This is a genomic window from Neorhizobium alkalisoli (assembly GCF_007829835.1).
Classification (GTDB): domain Bacteria; phylum Pseudomonadota; class Alphaproteobacteria; order Rhizobiales; family Rhizobiaceae; genus Neorhizobium.
Genome location: NZ_VIWP01000001.1, coordinates 309,090 through 328,387, shown reverse-complemented (window position 1 = coordinate 328,387; position 19,298 = coordinate 309,090). Strand labels below are relative to the sequence as shown.

Genomic DNA, 19,298 nt, shown 5'->3' with positions numbered 1-19,298 from the left:
GTGGATGACACATATGTCAGACCGTTCTTTTGCGAGCGGCAATACCGTTGCCCGTAATAATGAAAGCGGGAACGACGGAAACGGGAATGACTGGACTGGGGATAGAATGACGAGCGATCCGATCAATGACGAAGTCGAAGCAACGCGGCTGGCGTTTCGCGAGGGCATGGCGCGGCTTGCCGCAGCGGTCAATATCGTGACGACCGATGGCCCGGGAGGGCTTGCGGGCTTTACCGCATCGGCCGTCTGCAGCGTCACCGACCGTCCGCCGACCTTGCTTGTCTGCCTCAACCGTTCCAGTTCGGTCGCCGGCATGTTCGAGAAGAACCGGGTTCTCTGCGTCAATACGCTGGCATCGGGCCATGAGGCGATGTCAAAACTGTTCGGCGGCTCGACGCCGCAGCAGGAACGATTCGCCTCAGGCGAATGGGTGACGGGCGTCACCGGCGCGCCGCGCCTCAACGGCGCGATCGTCTCCTTCGATTGCGAAGTCGAAAATGCGGTCGAGAGCGGCACGCATCATGTTCTGTTCTGCCGTGTCGTCGGTGTTGCGCATGGTCCCGAAGAGGACGAGGCGCTTCTCTATTTCCGCCGCCGGTATCACTATATTCGTTGACGGATTTCGGGCCCGTTGAAGAGCGGCAGGCCCGATCCCTGTTCCCTCACCAGAGAACATTCTCCACCGGCTGAAGCGGCTTTGCGGGCTCCCGCTTGCCGATCAGCTGTTCGAGGTCGATCTGGATCGTCCGGCAGATCGACGTGACGGGAACGTCATGGGCACGGTTTTCGAACGGATCCTGAAGGTCCGCACCGATCCTGTCCATGGCCAGCAGCATGAAGCCGGCCACGGTCGATGCCAGCGGCGTATAGATCGTCAGCGTGTCGACAAGGCCGATCGGCAGAAGAATGCAGAAGAAATGCACGAACAGCGTCGGGAAGTAGCCGTATTCGCGCGGCAGCGGCGTATTCTTGATCCGCTCCATGCCGCCCTGTGCATTGCTCATGTCCACCAGTAGGCTTTCGATTTGCACCCTGCGATAGCTGTCGATCCAGCCGCGTTCCGACGCCTCGGCAAGCATGGCCGCACTTCTGTTCAGGATGGCGTTGGGAACGTTGGAGACGGTGCGCAACGCCTCGACCTCGTCATCGGGCAGAAAGTCGGCGATCTCCTCGAAAGGCGGCTGCCGTCGCAGATGGCAGCGCAATGCGTTGACATAGGCGATCTGCCGGCGAATGAGATCGTGCCTGAGCTTTTCGCTCTCCGGATTTGCATCGATCAGATAAAAGACTTCACGACCGAATGACCGGGAGGAATTGACCATCGCGCCCCAAAGAGTTCGGGCTTCCCACCATCGTGCATAGGCACTGTTGTTCCGGAACCCGAGAAACAGGGCAAGCGCCGAGCCGAGCAGGGTCATCGGCAGCGCTGGAAGATCGAACCCAGGATGCGGCAGGTAGACATAGGCAACGGTGACGGCGATGTCCCAGATGAACAGCAGCGCAAGCGGCCAGCCGATATAGCCGAGCATTCTGGGGAGACGGGCGGATTGGGGTAGGACCATGAACTCTCAACCTCTCGTATAAACGGTGATCACGCGCATCGCCGCAGGCCTGGACGGGCGCAATCGATAACGATCGGCCCATCCGGCTGGATATCTCGGTGCGTGGGGCGGGAGTTTGTGCGGGGGCCTCAGACGTTGAGAGCTGCCCGCTCGGCCCCATTCTTGCGGCGGAATGGGATGACCTGCGGCACGTCGCGGCCGCTGACGGCAACCGCAAGCGGCTGTCCGTCTTCCAGTTCCGTGAAGCGGGAGGCCGCGCCGTCGTAGATAAGCACGCTGCCGGTCTCGATATCGAAGAACCAGCCATGCAGGGTCACTTCCCCCTTTGCGAGCTTTGCCGCGACGGAAGGGTGTGTGCGCAGGTGATCGAGCTGCACGACCACGTTTTCCATGGCGACGGCGCGGATCTTCTCCTTGTCTTCCAGTGTCGGGGGATAGGCCTCGCAGACGATCGAATGGGCGGCATGGCTGTGCTTCAGCCAGGCCGCGACATTCGGCATGGGCGCCAAAAGTTCAGGATGGCAAAGGCCTTTCATCGCGCCGCAATCGGAATGGCCACAGACGATGATGTCGCGGACACCGAGCGCGATCACCGCATATTCGATCGCGGAGGAGACGCCGCCATTCATCGTCTGGAACGGCGGCACGATATTGCCGGCATTGCGGCAGACGAAGAGTTCGCCCGGTCCGGATTGCGTGATGGTTTCGGGCATGACCCGGCTGTCGGCGCAGGAGATGATGAGCGCCTGCGGCTTCTGCCCTTCTCTTGCGAGTTTCTGGTAGAGAGCCGAATTGTCGGGAAAGACGGCTTCGCGAAAATTGGAAATGCCTTTTAGAAGGTCGTCCATGGTCTGTTCCTCGTACGGGTCGGGCTCGAGGCAGGGAGGTTTGCCTCGCTCCGGCGGGTTGCAAGAAGCGATCATTTCGCACTTGCGAGAAGAACATGGCAAAAGAGGCAGATTATGTCGCGATGCAGCATGAAATGCGGCAAAGCATAACGTTTTTGCGAGCTTAGCTGAGGGGGTGTCTGAAACGGAGCCGGGCAATTCTGCTGGGATCGCCCGGCTCGGAGACGTTTTAGCTGTTCATCAGCGCCGTCATTGTCTCGGTGAAGCGGCGGCTGATCGCATCGCGACCGATATGCCGGCCGTTATGTACCTGCTTGGCCCCAAGCGCCCAGACGCTGTCGATGCCGACGCCGCCGGCAAAGATGAAATGGTCGAGGATCTGGTCACCAGACAGATAGGGAATGGCCTTCGTGTCGAGCGATACGATATCCGCAAAATTGCCCTTGGCGATCCCTGTCGGGGCCTGCATGGCGATGCTGCCACCGGCGATTGCGCCATCGAACAGGCTGCGGCCGGTCGATTGGTTCGGATCGGCGATGACATTGCGGGCTCTGAGCGCCAGACGCTGCGAATATTCGTATTGCCGCAGTTCGCCCGGCAGGGAGATCAACACGTTGGAATCCGAGCCGACGCCGAACCGCCCGCCTTCCTCACGGAAAATCGTCGCCTGGAACGTGCCGTCGCCGAGATTGGCCTCGGTGATCGGGCAAAGCCCGGCGATTGCGCCACGGCGGGCCATGTCGCGGGTTTCCGAATCGGTCATGTGGGTCGCGTGGATCAGGCACCAGTTTTCGTCGACAGGCGCATTAGCGAGCAGCCATTCGACCGGCCGGGCGCCGGACCAGGCGATGCAGTCTTCCACTTCCTTCACCTGTTCGGCGACATGGATATGGATCGGCCCGCCCTTGGCCATCGGAATGACTTTTGACAATTCATCCGGCGTTGCGGCGCGCAGGCTGTGCGGTGCAAGGCCGATACGGCCGCCGGGCAGGCTTGCTGTCACCTTGGCTGCACCTTCCATGAGGTCGGAAAAGCTGTCGAGCGAATTGATGAAGCGCCGCTGCCCCTCGACCGGCGCTCCGCCGCCGAAGCCGGAATGGGCATAAAAGACCGGCAGAAGCGTCAAGCCGATACCGGTCGCAGCACTTGCCGCGCCGATCCGCTCCGCATGTTCGGCGATATTGGCGTAAGGGCGCCCGTCCTTGTCGTGATGCAGGTAGTGGAATTCGCCGACGCGGGCAAAACCGGCTTCCAACATTTCCATATAAAGCTGCGCCGCCACCGCCTCGATATCGTCCGGCGTCATGGACAGGGCGAACTTGTACATGATCGTCCGCCAGCTCCAAAAACTGTCGTCGCCGGGGCCGCGCACTTCGGCAAGGCCGGCCATGGCGCGCTGAAAGGCGTGGCTGTGGAGGTTCGGCATGGCCGGGATGACGACATCATGCTGCTCGTCGCCCGCATCGGCCTTCGCGCCGGTCTCGACGGACAGGATCCGCTCGCCCTCGATCGTCAGCCGGACGTTTTTCTCCCAGCCCTGCGGCAGAAGCGCCTGCGCTGCGAAAATAGTCGATGTCGCCATTTCAAACTCTCCTGCCGTTCGCCTCTGGCCAATTTCGGTCTGCAAGCTAGCTACCGAATTAGCTCTTGTCACATGGGTCATTATGTATATACATTTGGATCACGAAAGAAAGGCGGAATGCTGATGGGTGAGGACAATAAATCTTCTTCTGGCGGCGACGGTGTCGTCCGCATCTGGCGCAATGCGCGGCTTCTGACGCTTGCCGGCGATAGCGGCGTTTCCGCAATCGTCGAAGATGGCGCGATTGCCGTGCAGGATGGCCGAATCGTATTTGCCGGCCCCTGGCAGGATCTGCCGCTCAGCCTTTCCGGGGATGCCGACGTCATTGATGTCGAGGACAGGGTGATCACGCCGGCCTTCATCGATTGCCATACCCACATCATCTATGGCGGCGACCGCGCCATGGAATTCGAAATGCGGCTCGACGGCGCGACTTATGAAGAAGTCGCCCGCGCCGGCGGCGGCATCGTCTCCTCGATCAAGGCGACCAACGCGCTTTCGGTCGATGGCCTCGTCAAGGCGGCCCTGCCGCGCGTCGATACGCTGCTTTCCGAAGGCACGTCGACGCTGGAGATCAAATCCGGTTACGGTCTGTCGATCGAGGGCGAGCTCAACATGTTGCGAGCCGCCCGTGCGCTGGAAAAAGTCCGGCCGGTGCGCGTCCTCACCACCTTCCTCGGCGCCCATGCGACGCCGGTCGAATACAAGGGCCGCAACGGTGATTACATCACCGATATCGTCCTGCCGGCCATGGAAAAGGGCCATGCGGAAGGCCTGATTGACGCCGTCGACGGCTTTTGCGAAGGCATCGCCTTTTCCGTCGATGAGATGCGCATCGTCTTCGACAAGGCGAAAGAACTCGGCCTGCCCATAAAACTGCATGCCGAGCAGCTCTCCAACTTGGGTGGCGCGAAAATGGCGGCCTCCTATGGCGCGCTGTCTGCCGACCATCTCGAATATCTCGATGCGGAGAGCGCTGCCGCCATGGCCGCAGCCGGCACGGTCGCCGTCATTCTGCCCGGCGCCTTCTACGCCATCAGCGAAACCCAAAAACCGCCGATCCAGGCCCTGCGCGATGCCGGTGTCCGGATCGCCGTCGCGACCGACTGCAATCCAGGAACTTCGCCGCTCACCTCGCTGCTTCTGACGATGAACATGTCGGCGACGCTGTTCCGCCTTACCGTCGAGGAATGCCTTGCCGGTGCGACGCGCGAGGCGGCAAGGGCGCTCGGAATTCTCCCGGAAACAGGGACGCTCGAAGCCGGAAAATCCGCCGACTTCGCGATCTGGAACATCGAACGGCCGGCGGAGCTTGTTTACCGCATGGGCTTCAACCCGCTCCACGCCCGCATCTTTAGGGGTCAACAGGTATCCGTATGACGATCACGCTCCATCCCGGCCAGGTCACGCTCGCCGCACTCGCCGACATTTACTGGAACAACGGTTCCGCCAAGCTCGACCGCTCCTTCGATGCGGGTATCGAGAAGGCGGCAAAGCGCATTGCAGAGATCGCGAGCGGCAATGCGCCGGTCTATGGCATCAATACCGGCTTTGGAAAGCTCGCCTCGATCAAGATCGATGCGGCCGATCTCGCCACTTTGCAGCGCAACCTGATCCTGTCGCATTGCTGCGGCATCGGAGCGCCGCTTCCGGAAAACGTTGTTCGCCTCATCATGGCGCTCAAACTGATCTCGCTCGGCCGCGGCGCATCCGGCGTCCGTCTGGAACTGGTCCGTCTGATCGAGGGCATGCTGGAAAAGGGCGTCATTCCGGTCATTCCCGAAAAGGGTTCTGTCGGCGCCTCCGGTGACCTCGCGCCGCTCGCCCATATGTCGGCGACGATGATGGGTGAGGGCGAAGCCTTTTTCGGCGGCGAACGTCTGGCCTCTGCCGAAGCCCTGAAGAAAGCCGGTCTCGCGCCGGTCGTTCTTGCCGCCAAGGAAGGTCTTGCGCTGATCAACGGCACCCAGACCTCGACGGCGCTGGCGCTTGCCGGCCTGTTCCGCGCCCATCGCGCCGCCCAGACGGCGCTCGTCACCGGCGCGCTGTCGACGGATGCCGCCATGGGCTCCTCCGCCCCGTTCCATCCGGACATCCACACGCTGCGCGGCCACAAGGGTCAGATCGATGCGGGCGCGGCACTGCGTAACCTGCTCGAAGGCTCGGAAATCCGTGCAAGCCATATCGAGGGCGACGAGCGCGTGCAGGATCCCTATTGCATCCGCTGCCAGCCGCAGGTCGATGGCGCCTGCCTCGACCTTCTGCGCCAGGTTGCCCGCACGCTGGAAATCGAAGCCAATGCGGTCACCGACAATCCGCTCGTCCTTTCCGATAACGAAGTCGTTTCCGGCGGCAATTTCCACGCCGAACCGGTTGCCTTCGCAGCCGACCAGACGGCGCTCGCCATCTGCGAAATCGGCGCGATCGCCCAGCGCCGCATCGCGCTGCTCGTCGATCCGGCCCTCTCCTACGGCCTGCCGGCCTTCCTGTCGAAAAAGCCGGGCCTGAATTCGGGTCTGATGATTGCCGAAGTCACCTCTGCCGCGCTGATGAGCGAGAACAAGCAGATGTCGCACCCGGCCTCGGTCGATTCGACGCCGACCTCCGCCAACCAGGAAGACCATGTTTCCATGGCCTGCCACGGTGCCCGCCGCCTGCTCGCCATGACCGAAAACCTGTTCGGCATTCTGGGCATCGAGGCGCTTGCCGCGGTGCAGGGCGTCGAGCTGCGCGGTCCGCTGAAGACCAGCCCGGAGCTGGAAAAGGCCGTCGCCGTCCTGCGTGCTGCCGTGCCGGTTCTGGAGGACGACCGCTATATGGCGCCGGATCTGGCCGCCGCCTCCGGTCTCGTCGCTTCCGGCGCGCTGGTTGCCGCCATCTCCACCGGCATCCTGCCGGTTCTTGACATATAATCGTTGATACAAAACCGGGAACTGAACCATGACCAATCCACGCCATAACATTCGCGATGTCCGCTCGCCGCGCGGCAATGAGCTCAATGCCAAGAGCTGGATGACCGAAGCGCCGCTGCGCATGCTGATGAACAACCTCGACCCGGACGTTGCGGAAAACCCGCATGAACTGGTCGTTTATGGCGGCATCGGCCGCGCCGCCCGCACCTGGGACGATTTTGACAAGATCGCCTCGACCCTGAAGACGTTGAACGAGGACGAGACGCTGCTGGTTCAGTCCGGCAAGCCGGTCGGCGTGTTCCGCACCCACAAGGATGCGCCGCGCGTTCTGATCGCCAATTCCAACCTCGTGCCGCACTGGGCGACATGGGACCATTTCAACGAACTGGATAAGAAGGGTCTCGCCATGTACGGCCAGATGACCGCCGGTTCGTGGATCTATATCGGCACCCAGGGCATCGTTCAGGGCACGTACGAAACCTTCGTCGAAGCCGGCCGCCAGCATTACAACGGCAGCCTCAAGGGCAAGTGGATCCTCACCGGCGGCCTCGGCGGCATGGGCGGCGCCCAGCCGCTCGCAGCCGTCATGGCCGGCGCCTGCTGCCTTGCCGTCGAATGCGACGAAACCCGCATCGATTTTCGCCTGCGCACCCGTTACGTCGACGCCAAGGCAAAGACGCTGGATGAAGCGCTTGCGATGATTGCCGAATGGACGGCGAAGGGTGAAGCCAAGTCCGTCGGCCTGCTCGGCAATGCTGCCGAAATCTTCCCGGAACTGGTCAAGCGGATGAATGAGGGCGGCCCGCGCCCCGACATTGTCACCGACCAGACCTCGGCACATGATCCGCGCAACGGGTACCTGCCGATCGGCTGGACGGTCGAGGAAGCCAAGGCCAAGCGCGAAAGCGATCCGATGTCGGTCGAAACCGCCGCCCGCGCTTCGATGAAGGCGCATGTCGAAGCCATGGTCGCCTTCTGGGATGCCGGTGTTCCGACGCTCGACTACGGCAACAACATCCGCCAGGTCGCCAAGGATGAAGGCCTTGAAAACGCCTTTGCTTTCCCCGGCTTCGTGCCGGCCTATATCCGCCCGCTGTTCTGCCGCGGCATCGGCCCGTTCCGCTGGGCCGCCCTTTCGGGCAACCCGGAGGATATCTACAAGACCGATGCCAAGGTGAAGGAACTGCTGCCCGACAACAAGCACCTGCACAACTGGCTCGACATGGCGCGCGAACGCATCGCCTTCCAGGGCCTGCCGGCGCGCATTTGCTGGGTCGGCCTCGGTGATCGCCACAAGCTCGGCCTCGCCTTCAACGAAATGGTCCGCAATGGCGAACTCTCGGCCCCGATCGTTATCGGCCGCGACCATCTCGACAGTGGCTCCGTTGCTTCGCCGAACCGCGAGACGGAAGCCATGAAGGATGGCTCGGACGCCGTCTCCGACTGGCCGCTCTTGAACGCCCTGCTCAACACCGCATCGGGCGCCACCTGGGTGTCGCTGCATCACGGCGGCGGCGTCGGCATGGGGTATTCGCAGCATTCCGGCATGGTCATCTGCGCCGATGGCTCCGAGGATGCGGATCGCCGTCTCGAACGGGTTCTCTGGAACGACCCGGCAACCGGCGTCATGCGCCACGCCGATGCGGGCTACGACATCGCGGTCGATTGCGCCAAGGAAAAGGGCCTGCGACTGCCCGGCATTTTGGGCAACTGATCCATTCTGTCACGAACGTCATCCTCGGGCTTGTCCCGAGGATCTGTCCACATCCATGATATCAAGCCGTTATAGATGCTCGGGATAAGCCCGAGCATGGCGGTGGAGAGGTTTGCCCTTTATCGATCTGCGGAGCTGAAAAACGATGAAGATCCTGCGCGCCGCCGATTATCGCCGCATGGCCTGGAAGAACGGGAAGGGCGAGACGGTCGAGATCGCCGTCTATCCGCCAAACGCGTCGGTGAACGATTTCGACTGGCGCATCAGCATGGCGGCCGTGGTGGAGGATGGCGCATTCTCCGTCTTCGAAGGCATAGACCGGACACTGAGCGTCTTGTCGGGTGAAGGCATCGTGCTTTCGGTCGAGGGGCAGGCGGATATGACGCTGCGCCAGGAAACGCCGCCGCATGCCTTCGCCGCCGATGCGCCGACCAGCGCGCGGCTGCTCTCCGATGCCATTACCGATCTCAACGTCATGACCCGTCGGGGCACGTTCACCCATCGGGTTTCGCTGAAGACATCGCTCGACAATGTCGCACCGGCACCGGATGCGAGCGTCACGCTCATCCTCACCGTCGGCGAATGCCGTCTCCGCGAAGATGGCGCAGCACTTGGCCCGCTCGATGCCGTCATCCTTGAAGAGGGCGATGCGCCAATCGGGGCGGATGCTGCAGGAAAAACCGCGTTCTACGTCGTCGAACTCCTGGCCGTTTGAAGCGATCGGGGCCGTTTGCGGCACTTATCCCCGATTTTGCCACCGGCCTGACGCATTTGTGAACAGCCTGTGAGGCGCGGGCTGCGAATGCTGCACAGCTGTTGGTATCGCAGTATTTTAGCAGCGATACGGCGATCACGATGCCCTGCTTTGCGGCGGTCTGAAGGCTTTCGCGGGGCGAAAGACGTTAAAATTTTAACTTTCCGGTAACCGCCGGTTCCTCCTATGGCTCACTCTCGCGGATGCGCTTGCGCCCGCGTTTCCCTTTGATTTTGTCATCAGGAGACGAGATGTCCTTCAAACCTTTCGCCCTTGCGCCCTTGGCCGTTTTAACTTTCGCCCTTCCGGCGCTGGCGCAACCGACCCCCACGATGGTGAGACAGTTCGGCGACTGGAACCTCTATTCCTACCAGAACGGCGGCTCCAAGAGCTGCTATGTCCTGACCGTGCCGAAACAGGCCCTGCCGGCCAGCGTTTCGCATGGCGACAACTATTTCCTCGTGGCACCGAAGCCTTCCGGCAACGGCTATTACCCGCAGGCGATCATGGGTTACGACCTGCAGGCCGGCTCGCAGATGACGGCTTCGGTCGGCGACGAAAGCTTCGTCATGGTGCCGAAGGGCAATTCCGGCTGGACCCAGCAGGAAGGCGACGACGCGGCGCTGATCCGCGCCATGCGCGGCGGCGCCCAGCTGACCCTGAAGGCGGTCTCCGGTCGCGGCACCCAGACCAGCTACACATTCTCGCTGACCGGTGTTTCAGCCGCGCTGGAAAGTGCTGCCGCCTGCCGCTGATTGCCTCGCTTTCAGCCGGCAATTTTTTTAGCAGAGAGCCGGAACCATGGCGGTTTCGGCTCTCGCTTTTTGACAGCTCTGCCCTATTTGACAATCATCAAGGCTGTCCGAGTTGATCGTTCTCATGTAAGACGGCGAAACATGAGCGATGGCGGCCGATAGCCTGATGACGACATATCCGAATGCCGAGACTGCCTTTCTCTCTCATCCGGGGGAGATGGCGCGGCTGATAGCCTCTTTTGACTGGGCGAAGACGTCGCTCGGCGCAATCGGCGGCTGGCCGCAGAGCCTGAAGACTTCCATCTCGCTGATGCTGCAATCGCCGGTGCCGATCGTTTCGCTGTGGAACGACGACGGCGTGATGATCTACAACGACGCCTATTCCGAATTCGCCGGCCGCCGCCATCCAGGACTTTTGGGCTCGAAGGTCCGCGAGGGCTGGCCCGAGGTCGCAGATTTCAACGACAATGTCATGAAAGTCTGTTTCGCAGGCGGAACGCTCGCCTATTCCGACCAGGAAATGATCCTCGACCGATCCGGCGTGCCGGATTCGGCTTTCATGAACCTCTATTATTCACCCGTCTATAACGAAGCCGGCAAGGCTTTCGGCGTGATGGCGATCGTCGTCGAGAACACCGCCAAGGTGAAGGCCGAAAAGCGTCTACAGGGCGAGCACGAACGTCTCGGCCAGCTGTTCGAACAGGCGCCGGGCTTCATGGCGCTCGTCTCCGGACCGGACCATACGTTCGAGATGGCGAACGACGCCTATCAGCGGCTAGTCGGCCGGCGGGATCTGGTCAATCACGCCGTAGGGCATGTCCTGCCGGAAGTGATCGAACAGGGTTTTACGGATCTTCTCGACGATGTCCGCCGCACCGGTTTTCCCTATATCGGCAATGGCACGCCGGTAACACTGGCCCGCCAGCCGGGCCTGCCGCCGGAAGAGCGCTTTGTCGATTTCGTCTTCCAGCCCGTCATCGATGAAAAACGCTCGGTCACCGGCATCTTCATCCAGGGCAGCGACGTTACCGACCAGAAGAAGGCCGAAATCGCGCTGCGCGACGAGACCCGGTATCTCGAAGTCCTGAACAAGCTCGGCGCCGATCTTTCCGCCGAACTCGACCTCGAAAAGGTCGTGCAGATGACAACCGATGCCGGCGTCGAGCTGACGGGCGCTCAGTTCGGTGCGTTCTTCTACAATGTCAACGACGAGAAGGGCGAGCGTTACCGGCTCTACGCGCTCTCCGGCGTTTCGCGCGAGGCCTTCGAGCACTTTCCGATGCCGCGCAATACGGAAGTGTTTGCGCCGACCTTTACCGGCGCCGGCGTCATCCGCTCCGACGATATTCTGGCCGACCCGCGTTATGGCAAGAACGCCCCGTTTAGCGGCATGCCGGAAGGGCACCTGCCGGTGCGCAGTTATCTCGCCGTCTCCGTCACGTCCCGCTCCGGCGAGGTGATCGGCGGCATTCTCTTCGGCCATCCGCAGCCGGGCCGTTTCCGCCGCGAACACGAGCGTCTCGTGGTCGGCGCCGCAAGCCAGGTGGCGATCGCGATCGACAATGCCCGCCTGTTCCGCACGGCCGAGCGCGAGCTTGCCGAACGCCGCCGTGCCGAAGAAGAACTGCAGATCGTCAATGCCGGCCTGGAACAGCGCGTTGCCGCCGAGATCGCCGAGCGCATCCGGGCCGAGGAGGCGTTGCGCCAGAGCCAGAAGATGGAAGCGCTAGGCCAGCTGACCGGCGGCGTTGCGCATGATTTCAACAATCTGCTTCAGGTCATTTCGGGCAATCTGCAATTGCTCGGCAAGGACCTGACCGGCAACCAGCGTGCCCAGCGCCGTGTCGAGAATGCGCTGGCCGGTGTTCAGCGTGGTTCGAAACTCGCAAGCCAGCTTCTCGCCTTCGGCCGCCGCCAGCCGCTGGAACCGAAGGTCATCAATATCGGCCGTTTCCTGACCGGTATCGAGGAGCTTCTGCGCCGCACGCTCGGCGAGGATATCGAGATCGAGACGGTGAGCTCGGGCGGCCTCTGGAACGTGCAGGTCGATCCGACCCAGATCGAAAATGCCCTGCTCAACCTTGCGATCAATGCCCGCGATGCGATGGAAGGCGGCGGCAAGCTGACGATCGAGGCCGGCAACGCCTTTCTCGACGACAATTACGTGCGCCAGTATGCCGATGTGCCGGCGGGGCAATATGTCATGCTCGCCGTCACCGATACCGGTACCGGCATGACCGCCGAAGTGATGGAACAGGTATTCGAGCCGTTCTTTTCGACGAAGCCCGTCGGCAAGGGAACCGGGCTCGGCCTTTCCATGGTCTATGGTTTCGTCAAGCAGTCCGGCGGCCATATCAAGATGTATAGCGAAGTCGGCCAGGGCACGACGGTCAAGATCTACTTTCCGCGCGTCCAGCGCAGCGAGGATCTCGTCACCGATGCCGATTTCGGGCCGATCACCGGCGGTTCGGAAACCATTTTGGTCGCCGAGGACGACGAACAGGTCCGTGCCACCGTCGTCGAAATGCTCGGCGATCTCGGTTACGGTGTATTGAAGGCCAAGGATGCCGCCGGTGCGCTCAGCGTTGTCGAAAGCGGCGTGCCGATCGACCTCCTGTTCACCGACGTCGTCATGCCCGGCCCGGTCAAGAGCACCGAGCTTGCCCGCCACGCGCGCGAGCGGCTGCCGGATATCGCCGTGCTCTTCACGTCTGGTTATACGGAGAACTCGATCGTCCATGGCGGCCGGCTCGATCCCGGTGTCGATCTTCTCTCAAAGCCTTATACGCGCGAAGCGCTGGCACGAAAGGTGCGTCTCGTGCTCAACAACCAGCAGCATCGCAACAGCATGCGTGCGGCGCTTGCAGCCAAGCCCGTAACGGAAACGGCAGAGCCCCTATCACAATCCCACTCCCAGCCGCAGCTGCCGGAGGCTGTCCGCTATTCCGTCCTGCTGGTCGAGGACGATTTCCTGATCCGCATGAACACCGCCGATCTCCTGGGCGAGCTTGGCCATGACGTGACCGAAGCTTCGAGTGGCGAGGAAGCGCTTGAGTTGATGCAGCAGGGCAGTTTCGACGTGCTGGTAACCGATCTCGGCCTGCCGGGCATGACCGGCGGTCAATTCGCGCATGAGGCACGCCGGCTTTCGCCGACGATCGGCGTCGTTTTCGCGACCGGCCATGACCGCCTGCCGGACGACGCCGTGATGGAAGGCGCCGTCCTGCTCCGCAAGCCCTATGGAAGCCACGAGCTGGCCGTATCGCTGGCCGGTGTCTCTGTCATCAGGACCTGATCTGACGGCGACCGATTTTCAGGCCGCCGGAAACGATCCGGGTGAAATGACGTCGGCCGTCAGTTCTGCGACCGACGAGCAGCCGAGATGGCCAAGCGTCGTCCAGAATTCCCGCTGCAGCAGTTCCAGCGTCCGGCGCACGCCATGCTCGCCATCCGCGGCCATGCCATAGGCGATGAGCCGGCCGAGAGCGACCGCGTCGGCGCCAAGCGCGATCGAGGCGGCAATGTCACTGCCGCGGCGGATGCCACTGTCGAGGACGATTGGAATGTCCTTGCCGACCGCCTTGCGGATCGCCGGGAGGGTTTCGAGTGCAGTCGGCGTGCGGTCGATGGTCCGGCCTCCGTAATTCGAGACATAGAGACCGACCGCGCCCGCATCGATTGCTGCCTTCGCATCGCGACCGCTGGAAACGCCCTTGACGATGCAGGGAAGCGGCGAGCGGCGGATGACGCTGGCAGCCTGTGCCCAGGTCCAGCGGGGTTTGGTGAAATCGAGCAATTCCTGTAGGGCCGCCGGATCCGACTTGCCGGGGCCGAAATTCGATGGGCCGCTTTCGTTGCGCAGCGAAAACCGGTCTTCCATCATCCGTTCGCGCCACTGGCGGATCGGCGAATAGGTGACGCAGATATATTTGTAACCCGCCGCCTTGGCACGTTCGATCATCTCAAGCACACCACCTTCATCGCCAACGAATGTCAGCTGGAAGACCGAAGCAACTGATGATGCCTTGGCGATATCCTCAAGCGAATGCGAGGCCGCGACCGGCACCATCTGCTGAATGCCGACGGCTGCCGCGGCGCGGCCGATCGCCAGATGTCCCTCGGGATGAAACACGGCCTCGCCACCGCCGAAGGGGGCGATGAAGGCCGGAAAACTGAGGTCGAAACCAAGCACGTTCGTGCGCGTATCGGGATTGCTGATACCGGCAAACAATGGCACTTCGAAACGTACCTTGTCGAAGACAGCGGTATTTTCTCTGAGCGTCACCTCGTCGCCGGTGCCACAGGAGAGATAGTTCCAGTCGATCTCCGAAAGCCGGCGCTTCGCATCGTGATAGATCCCGCGCAGCGTCGTGTATTTTTCCGATGTCGCGTAACGATCGTCGATCCGGTTCGGCTTGTCGCTCATGTCTTTCTCCCTGCGGCAAAATTCAAGTGACCGGGCTGTCGGTGATTGTGGCGAGTGCTTCCATCTCTTCCCTCATCCCTGTGCTTGTCACAGGGATCCAGCCAGCCCAAGTCCTTGGGCTGAGAAGATACCTCTCGCCGCGCGGACGCGCGGCGGCTGGATTCCTGTGACAAGCACAGGAATGAGGATGGGATAGGCCTCGCGATTTTCAAACTTGCCCGCAGTCGTGGGGGCGAGCTGCGGCCCGCCCCGTCAAATCACGCGTCCTTCTTGGCGGCGATCAGGACGATCTCGATCAGACGCTTCGGGTCGCCGAGATCGGCCACGCCGATCGTGGCGCGCGAGGGCAGGTCGTCGCCGTCGAGCCATTCGAGCCAGGCTTCGTTCATCGCTTCCTTGCCCGACATGTCGGAGAGGTAGATGCGGGCAGACAGGATGTGATGCTTGTCGGAACCACATTCGTTCAGCACATCCTCGAGCTTGGCACAGGTCTGCTCGGTCTGTTCCTTCATGCCGACGGAAATGTCGGTTGCGGCGTGACCGCCAACATATAGGACGCCATTGTGTTCGACGACGCCGTGCATGATGCGGTGTTTGCGGTGACGGGTGATCATGTCAATTTCCTTCATCAGTCAAAGGGGAGGGGATCTCCGCCACGGTGTGCGGCGGAGAGGTGGTAGAACCAGCGATCGGAAAGCCTGATTTCAGCTTGCCTTCGGGGCGTAGAGATCAAGTGGAATGTCGGTTGTCTGGCCGATGGCGATCTTGGCGATCTGGCTTCCGGCAAACGGACCGATCGTCAGGCCGCCGGCGCCAAGGCCGTTGCCGAGCGTGAGGTTGCTGAAACCGGGCACACGGCCAAGGATCGGGTTCATCGTTTCGCCGGCCGGGCGGAAGCCGATGCGGGTCTCGATCAGCGTCGCATTGGCAAGACCCGGCGCGATTTTCAGGCCGGCGCTCAGCACTTCCAGTTCTCCGGCCGCCGTAACGCGGTAATCGAAGCCGGAATTGTTTTCGCGGGTCGCGCCGATCACCACGCGGCTGTCGTCGAAGGCGAGCATGTAATGGCTGCTCATCGGCAGCACGACCGGCCATTTGGCGGTGGCGACACCCGGCAGGCGCAGATGCACGATCTGGCCCTTCTGCGGCACGACGGGATGATCGAGGCCGAGCGGGCGCAGGATCTGAGAGGCCCAGGCGCCGGCCGTGACGATGATCTGGTCGGCGGCGATTTCCTTGCCGGTGCTGTCGAGGCAGCGGGCGCGGTCGCCATCGGTCTTGAGCGTCACGTAATCGCTGCGGAATTTCGCGCCCATCGAAACGGCGGCCCGCACCATCGCGGCCGACAGCAGGCGTGCATCGACGCGGGCGGCACCCGGGATATGGATCGCGTCAAAATCCTCGCGCAGCGGCGGGAAGAGGGCGCGGGCCTCGGCCGGGGTCAGATGGCGGATCTCGCCGGCTTCCGGCGCATTCTTGGTGCGGCGCGCGACACGCTCGGCCGCTGCATCGAATTCGGCCCGGTCTTCGGCGACGACCAGCGCGCCGACCTTGCCATAACCGAGATCGGTTTCGCCCCTGGCCTTCAGGCCGCTGATCAGGCCGTCATAGAAGCGGGTGCCCGCCTCGTAGAGCTTGTACCATTCCGGTTCCTCGACCTTCGTCGCCCAGGGGCAGACGATGCCGGCGCCGGCCATGGTGGCCTTGCCCTGATGGGCCTCGTCGACGATCTCGACCTCGATGCCCTGGGCTGCAAGATGGTAGGCGGCACTGGAGCCGAGTATGCCGGCCCCGATAATCAACACACGCATTTCGAATTCCTGAAGATGGGTTGGTGGCCGGCGGGTCCTGCCGCCGGCCATTGTCCTGTTCGTTATCCTGTTATTCGACGGTCACGCCGGAAAGGCGGCTGGAACCGAAGATGGCCGGCACGTATCCCTTGACGCTCTTGGCAACCGCCGTGATCGTGTCGGCGCCGCCGAGAATGACGGCCGGCACTTCGGCGTGGAAACGCTCCTGCGCTTCCTTGTAGAATGCGATCCGCTTGGTCTGATCGGTGATCGTGCCGGCCTGGTTCATCAGGCCGATGAAGTCTTTGTCGCACCATGCGCCGATATTCGACGGGCTCGGCTTTCCGGCGCTGTCGCAGGTAAAGTAATTGTTCGGTATCTGGCTCGGATCCGGAAAATCGTAGATGCCGCCGAACATGCCGACCTGTGCTTCGCCATTGCGGGCGCGGGTGATGTATTCGCCCCATTCGTAGGAGATGACGTCGGCCTTGACGCCGATCTTCGCCCAGTCCGCCTGGATCATTTCGGCGGCGCGGCGGCCGTTCGGCATATAGGGGCGGGCGACCGGGATCGCCCAGATCTGCGTCGAGAACCCGTCCTTGTAACCGGCTTCCGCAAGCAGCTTCTTGGCCAGTTCCGGATCGTAGCTGTAGCCGCCGATATCCTTGTCGTAACCCCAGAGCGAAGGTGGGATGACGGCGCCGGTTACGGTGCCCATACCGTCATAGACATTGCTGACCAGTGGCTTGATGTTGATCGCATGGGCCAGGGCTTCACGGACACGCTTGTCCTTGAATTTCTCGTCTCTGAAATTGAAGGTGATGAAACCCGTCGAGGCGACCGGCGTCTGCACGGCATTGAGCGTGCCGCTCTTTTCGATCATGCCGCGGTCGGCAAGGTTCGGGTAAAGCGCGATCTGGCATTCGCCGGCCACGGCCCGCTGCAGACGAACCGAGGCATCGGCGCTGATCGCCATGACGACGCTGTCGACCATCGGCGTGCGCGACTTGTCCTTGATCGCCGCACCCCAGCCGTCCTTGAACGGCACGAGGCGGATAACGGCATCCTGCTGGTAGGCCTGCAGCTGGAACGGGCCGGTACCGATCGGTTCGCGGTCGATCAGCTCGGGCGTCTTCGCCTTGGCAAGAACGTCGGCATATTCGCCGGACGTGATCGAGAGCGAATTATGCGCCATGATGCCGATGAACGGGGCGAGCGGCTGTTTCAGGACGAAGGCGACCGTGTAGTCGTCGATCTTCTTGATGCTGTCCAGCGCATCGGCGAGCTTGGTGTTGAAGGTGATGAACGTGCCGCCATTGACCTTCGCATAGGGATGATCCTTCTTCATCATCCGCTCGAAGGTGAACATCACGTCGTCGGCATTGAAGTTGCGGGTCGGCGTGAACTTGTCGTTCGACTGCCATTTGACACCGTGGCGCAGCTTGAACGTATAGGTCTTGGCGTCGTCGGAAACAGACCAGCTTTCGGCCAGCGCCGGCTCGATCTCGGATGAGCCGGGTTTTACGGCAACAAGGCCGTCATAGATCTGACCGAGCACATAGGCGGTCGTGCCGTTGCTGGTCATTTCCGGATTGAAGACTTCCGGGGAGCCTTCGATGCAGACGGAGAGCATGGCGGCATTGGCGGGCGCTGCCGCCATCATCGCAAGCAGGCAGAGGCCGAGTGTCTTTCTGTTCATTGAGTTCCGTTCCCTTCTTTTCGAGCCGCTTTCTGCGGCCTTGGCATGGATGATCACCAGCCGGCCTCGTAGAGGCCGTCCGCGGAGCAAAAGCCCGACGCAGAGGATTGGTTTTCAGTCTCCGCCCTTGTCCCCGAACGGCGTTTTGGCGTCTTCTGGAAGGGGCAGGCGGTATCGTTGCGACGATAAAAGCGCCTTGACAACATGATTGTCAAATAGCTTGTTATCCGATCATTATAACCAAAACTCATGTTGCTTCGGACAGCGTGAAGGACGCAACCGGCGATGAATATCAGGCAGCTCGAAGCTTTTCACACCACGATCGAGACCGGTTCGGTGACGCTTGCCGGCGAGCGGCTCGGCATTTCCCAGCCGGCTGTCAGCAAGCTTTTGCGCAGCTTTTCGGAGACCTGCGGGTTCCAGCTTTTCACCCGCAGCGGCGGCCGGCTGGTGCCGACGCTCGAAGCCCGCATGCTGGCCGCAGAGGTGGACCGGATGTTTGCCGGCACCAAAAGGATCGCCCGTCTCGCGGAAGCGGTGCGCAACCGCGAATGGGGTGAGGTCACGATTGCGGCACCGGCAGCGCTTGCGACCCGTTATCTCACCCATGCGCTGTCACCGTTTCTTGCCGAACAGCCGGACATCCATCTGACGCTGCAGAGCCGCAACTCGCCGCGGATCGGTGAGCTGGTCGCAGCCGGCCAGGTCGATATCGGCCTCAGCGTCCTGCCCTTCGAGCAGCCGAATATCCATTCGGAAGTCATCATGCGGTTCGCGATGGTCTGCGTGCTGCCGGCGAAACATCCGCTTGCCGAGAAGCAGGTGATCGAGATCGACGACCTGCGCAACGAATCCTTCGTATCGCTGCCACGCGACGATTGCTCGCTGATGACGGTCGACCGGGCCTTTCAGATGCGCGGCGTTCAGAAGCGCAACCGGATCGAGGTGCCTCTGTCGGAAACGGCCTGCAGCCTCGTTGCCAATGGCGTCGGCATTTCCATCGTGCCGCCTTTTGTCGGGCTGGACTATCCCGAGGACCGGCTGGTGCGGCGCACGCTTCTGCCGGAAACTTTTATGGATGTCTGGCTGCTCACCCCCGGCGGCCGTCCGCCTTCGCTCGCCTCCCAGAAACTCGTCGAGTTCATCCGGGCGGCGGTCTCCCCCTTCGACCAGAGATTTCGCCCCCGCCCGAGCTGACGGCAGCGCAAATCTTCAATCCCAAGACCTCCCAACGCGTCATTGATGGCGCAATTTTC

The 19,298-nt window shown here is 62.0% G+C and carries 15 protein-coding genes; 8 read left to right on the top strand and 7 right to left on the bottom strand.

The window, feature by feature from the left end:
• The first annotated feature begins 106 nt into the window (after positions 1-106).
• Positions 107-616, top strand: coding sequence for a flavin reductase (locus FHW37_RS01535; RefSeq protein ID WP_145631686.1), 510 nt, complete (start codon positions 107-109; stop codon positions 614-616).
• A gap of 46 nt (positions 617-662) precedes the next feature.
• Here FHW37_RS01535 and FHW37_RS01530 read toward each other — a convergent pair whose 3' ends face one another.
• From FHW37_RS01530 to FHW37_RS01520, 3 genes are all read right to left on the bottom strand, one after another.
• A complete protein-coding gene (locus FHW37_RS01530; RefSeq protein WP_145631684.1) occupies positions 663-1,562 on the bottom strand; it encodes a bestrophin family protein in 900 nt (299 codons plus the stop codon).
• A gap of 128 nt (positions 1,563-1,690) precedes the next feature.
• Positions 1,691-2,410, bottom strand: coding sequence for a carbonic anhydrase (locus tag FHW37_RS01525; protein ID WP_145631682.1), 720 nt, complete (start codon positions 2,408-2,410; stop codon positions 1,691-1,693).
• Between the two features lie 229 nt (positions 2,411-2,639).
• Positions 2,640-3,992, bottom strand: a complete 1,353-nt coding sequence (locus FHW37_RS01520) for a formimidoylglutamate deiminase (protein ID WP_145631680.1) — start codon at positions 3,990-3,992, stop codon at positions 2,640-2,642.
• Between the two features lie 123 nt (positions 3,993-4,115).
• Here FHW37_RS01520 and hutI point away from each other — a divergent pair, with 123 nt between their 5' ends.
• The 6 genes from hutI (at position 4,116) to FHW37_RS01490 (ending at position 13,422) form a co-directional block, all read left to right on the top strand.
• Positions 4,116-5,372, top strand: a complete 1,257-nt coding sequence (gene hutI, locus FHW37_RS01515) for an imidazolonepropionase (protein WP_145631677.1) — start codon at positions 4,116-4,118, stop codon at positions 5,370-5,372.
• On the top strand, positions 5,369-6,904 hold the full coding sequence (gene hutH / locus FHW37_RS01510; RefSeq protein WP_145631675.1) for a histidine ammonia-lyase: 1,536 nt from the start codon (positions 5,369-5,371) through the stop codon (positions 6,902-6,904). Before hutI ends, hutH begins: the two co-directional genes overlap by 4 nt.
• A gap of 28 nt (positions 6,905-6,932) precedes the next feature.
• A complete protein-coding gene (gene hutU / locus FHW37_RS01505; RefSeq protein WP_145631673.1) occupies positions 6,933-8,618 on the top strand; it encodes a urocanate hydratase in 1,686 nt (561 codons plus the stop codon).
• Positions 8,619-8,763: 145 nt separating this feature from the next.
• A complete protein-coding gene (locus FHW37_RS01500) occupies positions 8,764-9,333 on the top strand; it encodes a HutD/Ves family protein (protein WP_145631671.1) in 570 nt (189 codons plus the stop codon).
• Between the two features lie 290 nt (positions 9,334-9,623).
• The gene (locus tag FHW37_RS01495; protein WP_145631669.1) at positions 9,624-10,127 is read left to right on the top strand and encodes an invasion associated locus B family protein; all 504 of its coding nucleotides are present in this window, start codon (positions 9,624-9,626) and stop codon (positions 10,125-10,127) included.
• Positions 10,128-10,293: 166 nt separating this feature from the next.
• Positions 10,294-13,422, top strand: a complete 3,129-nt coding sequence (locus FHW37_RS01490) for a hybrid sensor histidine kinase/response regulator (protein ID WP_281407230.1) — start codon at positions 10,294-10,296, stop codon at positions 13,420-13,422.
• A gap of 18 nt (positions 13,423-13,440) precedes the next feature.
• Here FHW37_RS01490 and FHW37_RS01485 read toward each other — a convergent pair whose 3' ends face one another.
• From FHW37_RS01485 to FHW37_RS01465, 4 genes are all read right to left on the bottom strand, one after another.
• On the bottom strand, positions 13,441-14,553 hold the full coding sequence (locus tag FHW37_RS01485) for an alpha-hydroxy acid oxidase (protein ID WP_145631667.1): 1,113 nt from the start codon (positions 14,551-14,553) through the stop codon (positions 13,441-13,443).
• Between the two features lie 257 nt (positions 14,554-14,810).
• The gene (locus tag FHW37_RS01475) at positions 14,811-15,167 is read right to left on the bottom strand and encodes a RidA family protein (protein WP_145631665.1); all 357 of its coding nucleotides are present in this window, start codon (positions 15,165-15,167) and stop codon (positions 14,811-14,813) included.
• Positions 15,168-15,257: 90 nt separating this feature from the next.
• Entirely contained in the window at positions 15,258-16,364 is a 1,107-nt protein-coding gene (locus FHW37_RS01470; RefSeq protein ID WP_145631663.1) for an NAD(P)/FAD-dependent oxidoreductase, read from the bottom strand.
• Between the two features lie 70 nt (positions 16,365-16,434).
• Positions 16,435-18,042 carry an ABC transporter substrate-binding protein gene (locus FHW37_RS01465; protein WP_145631661.1) on the bottom strand — a complete coding sequence of 536 codons (1,608 nt, stop codon included), beginning with the start codon at positions 18,040-18,042 and terminating at the stop codon, positions 16,435-16,437.
• A 285-nt stretch (positions 18,043-18,327) separates the two neighbouring features.
• Here FHW37_RS01465 and FHW37_RS01460 point away from each other — a divergent pair, with 285 nt between their 5' ends.
• Positions 18,328-19,239: a LysR family transcriptional regulator gene (locus FHW37_RS01460; protein ID WP_145631659.1), complete on the top strand. Its 912-nt coding sequence runs from the start codon at positions 18,328-18,330 to the stop codon at positions 19,237-19,239.
• Positions 19,240-19,298 lie beyond the last annotated feature (59 nt).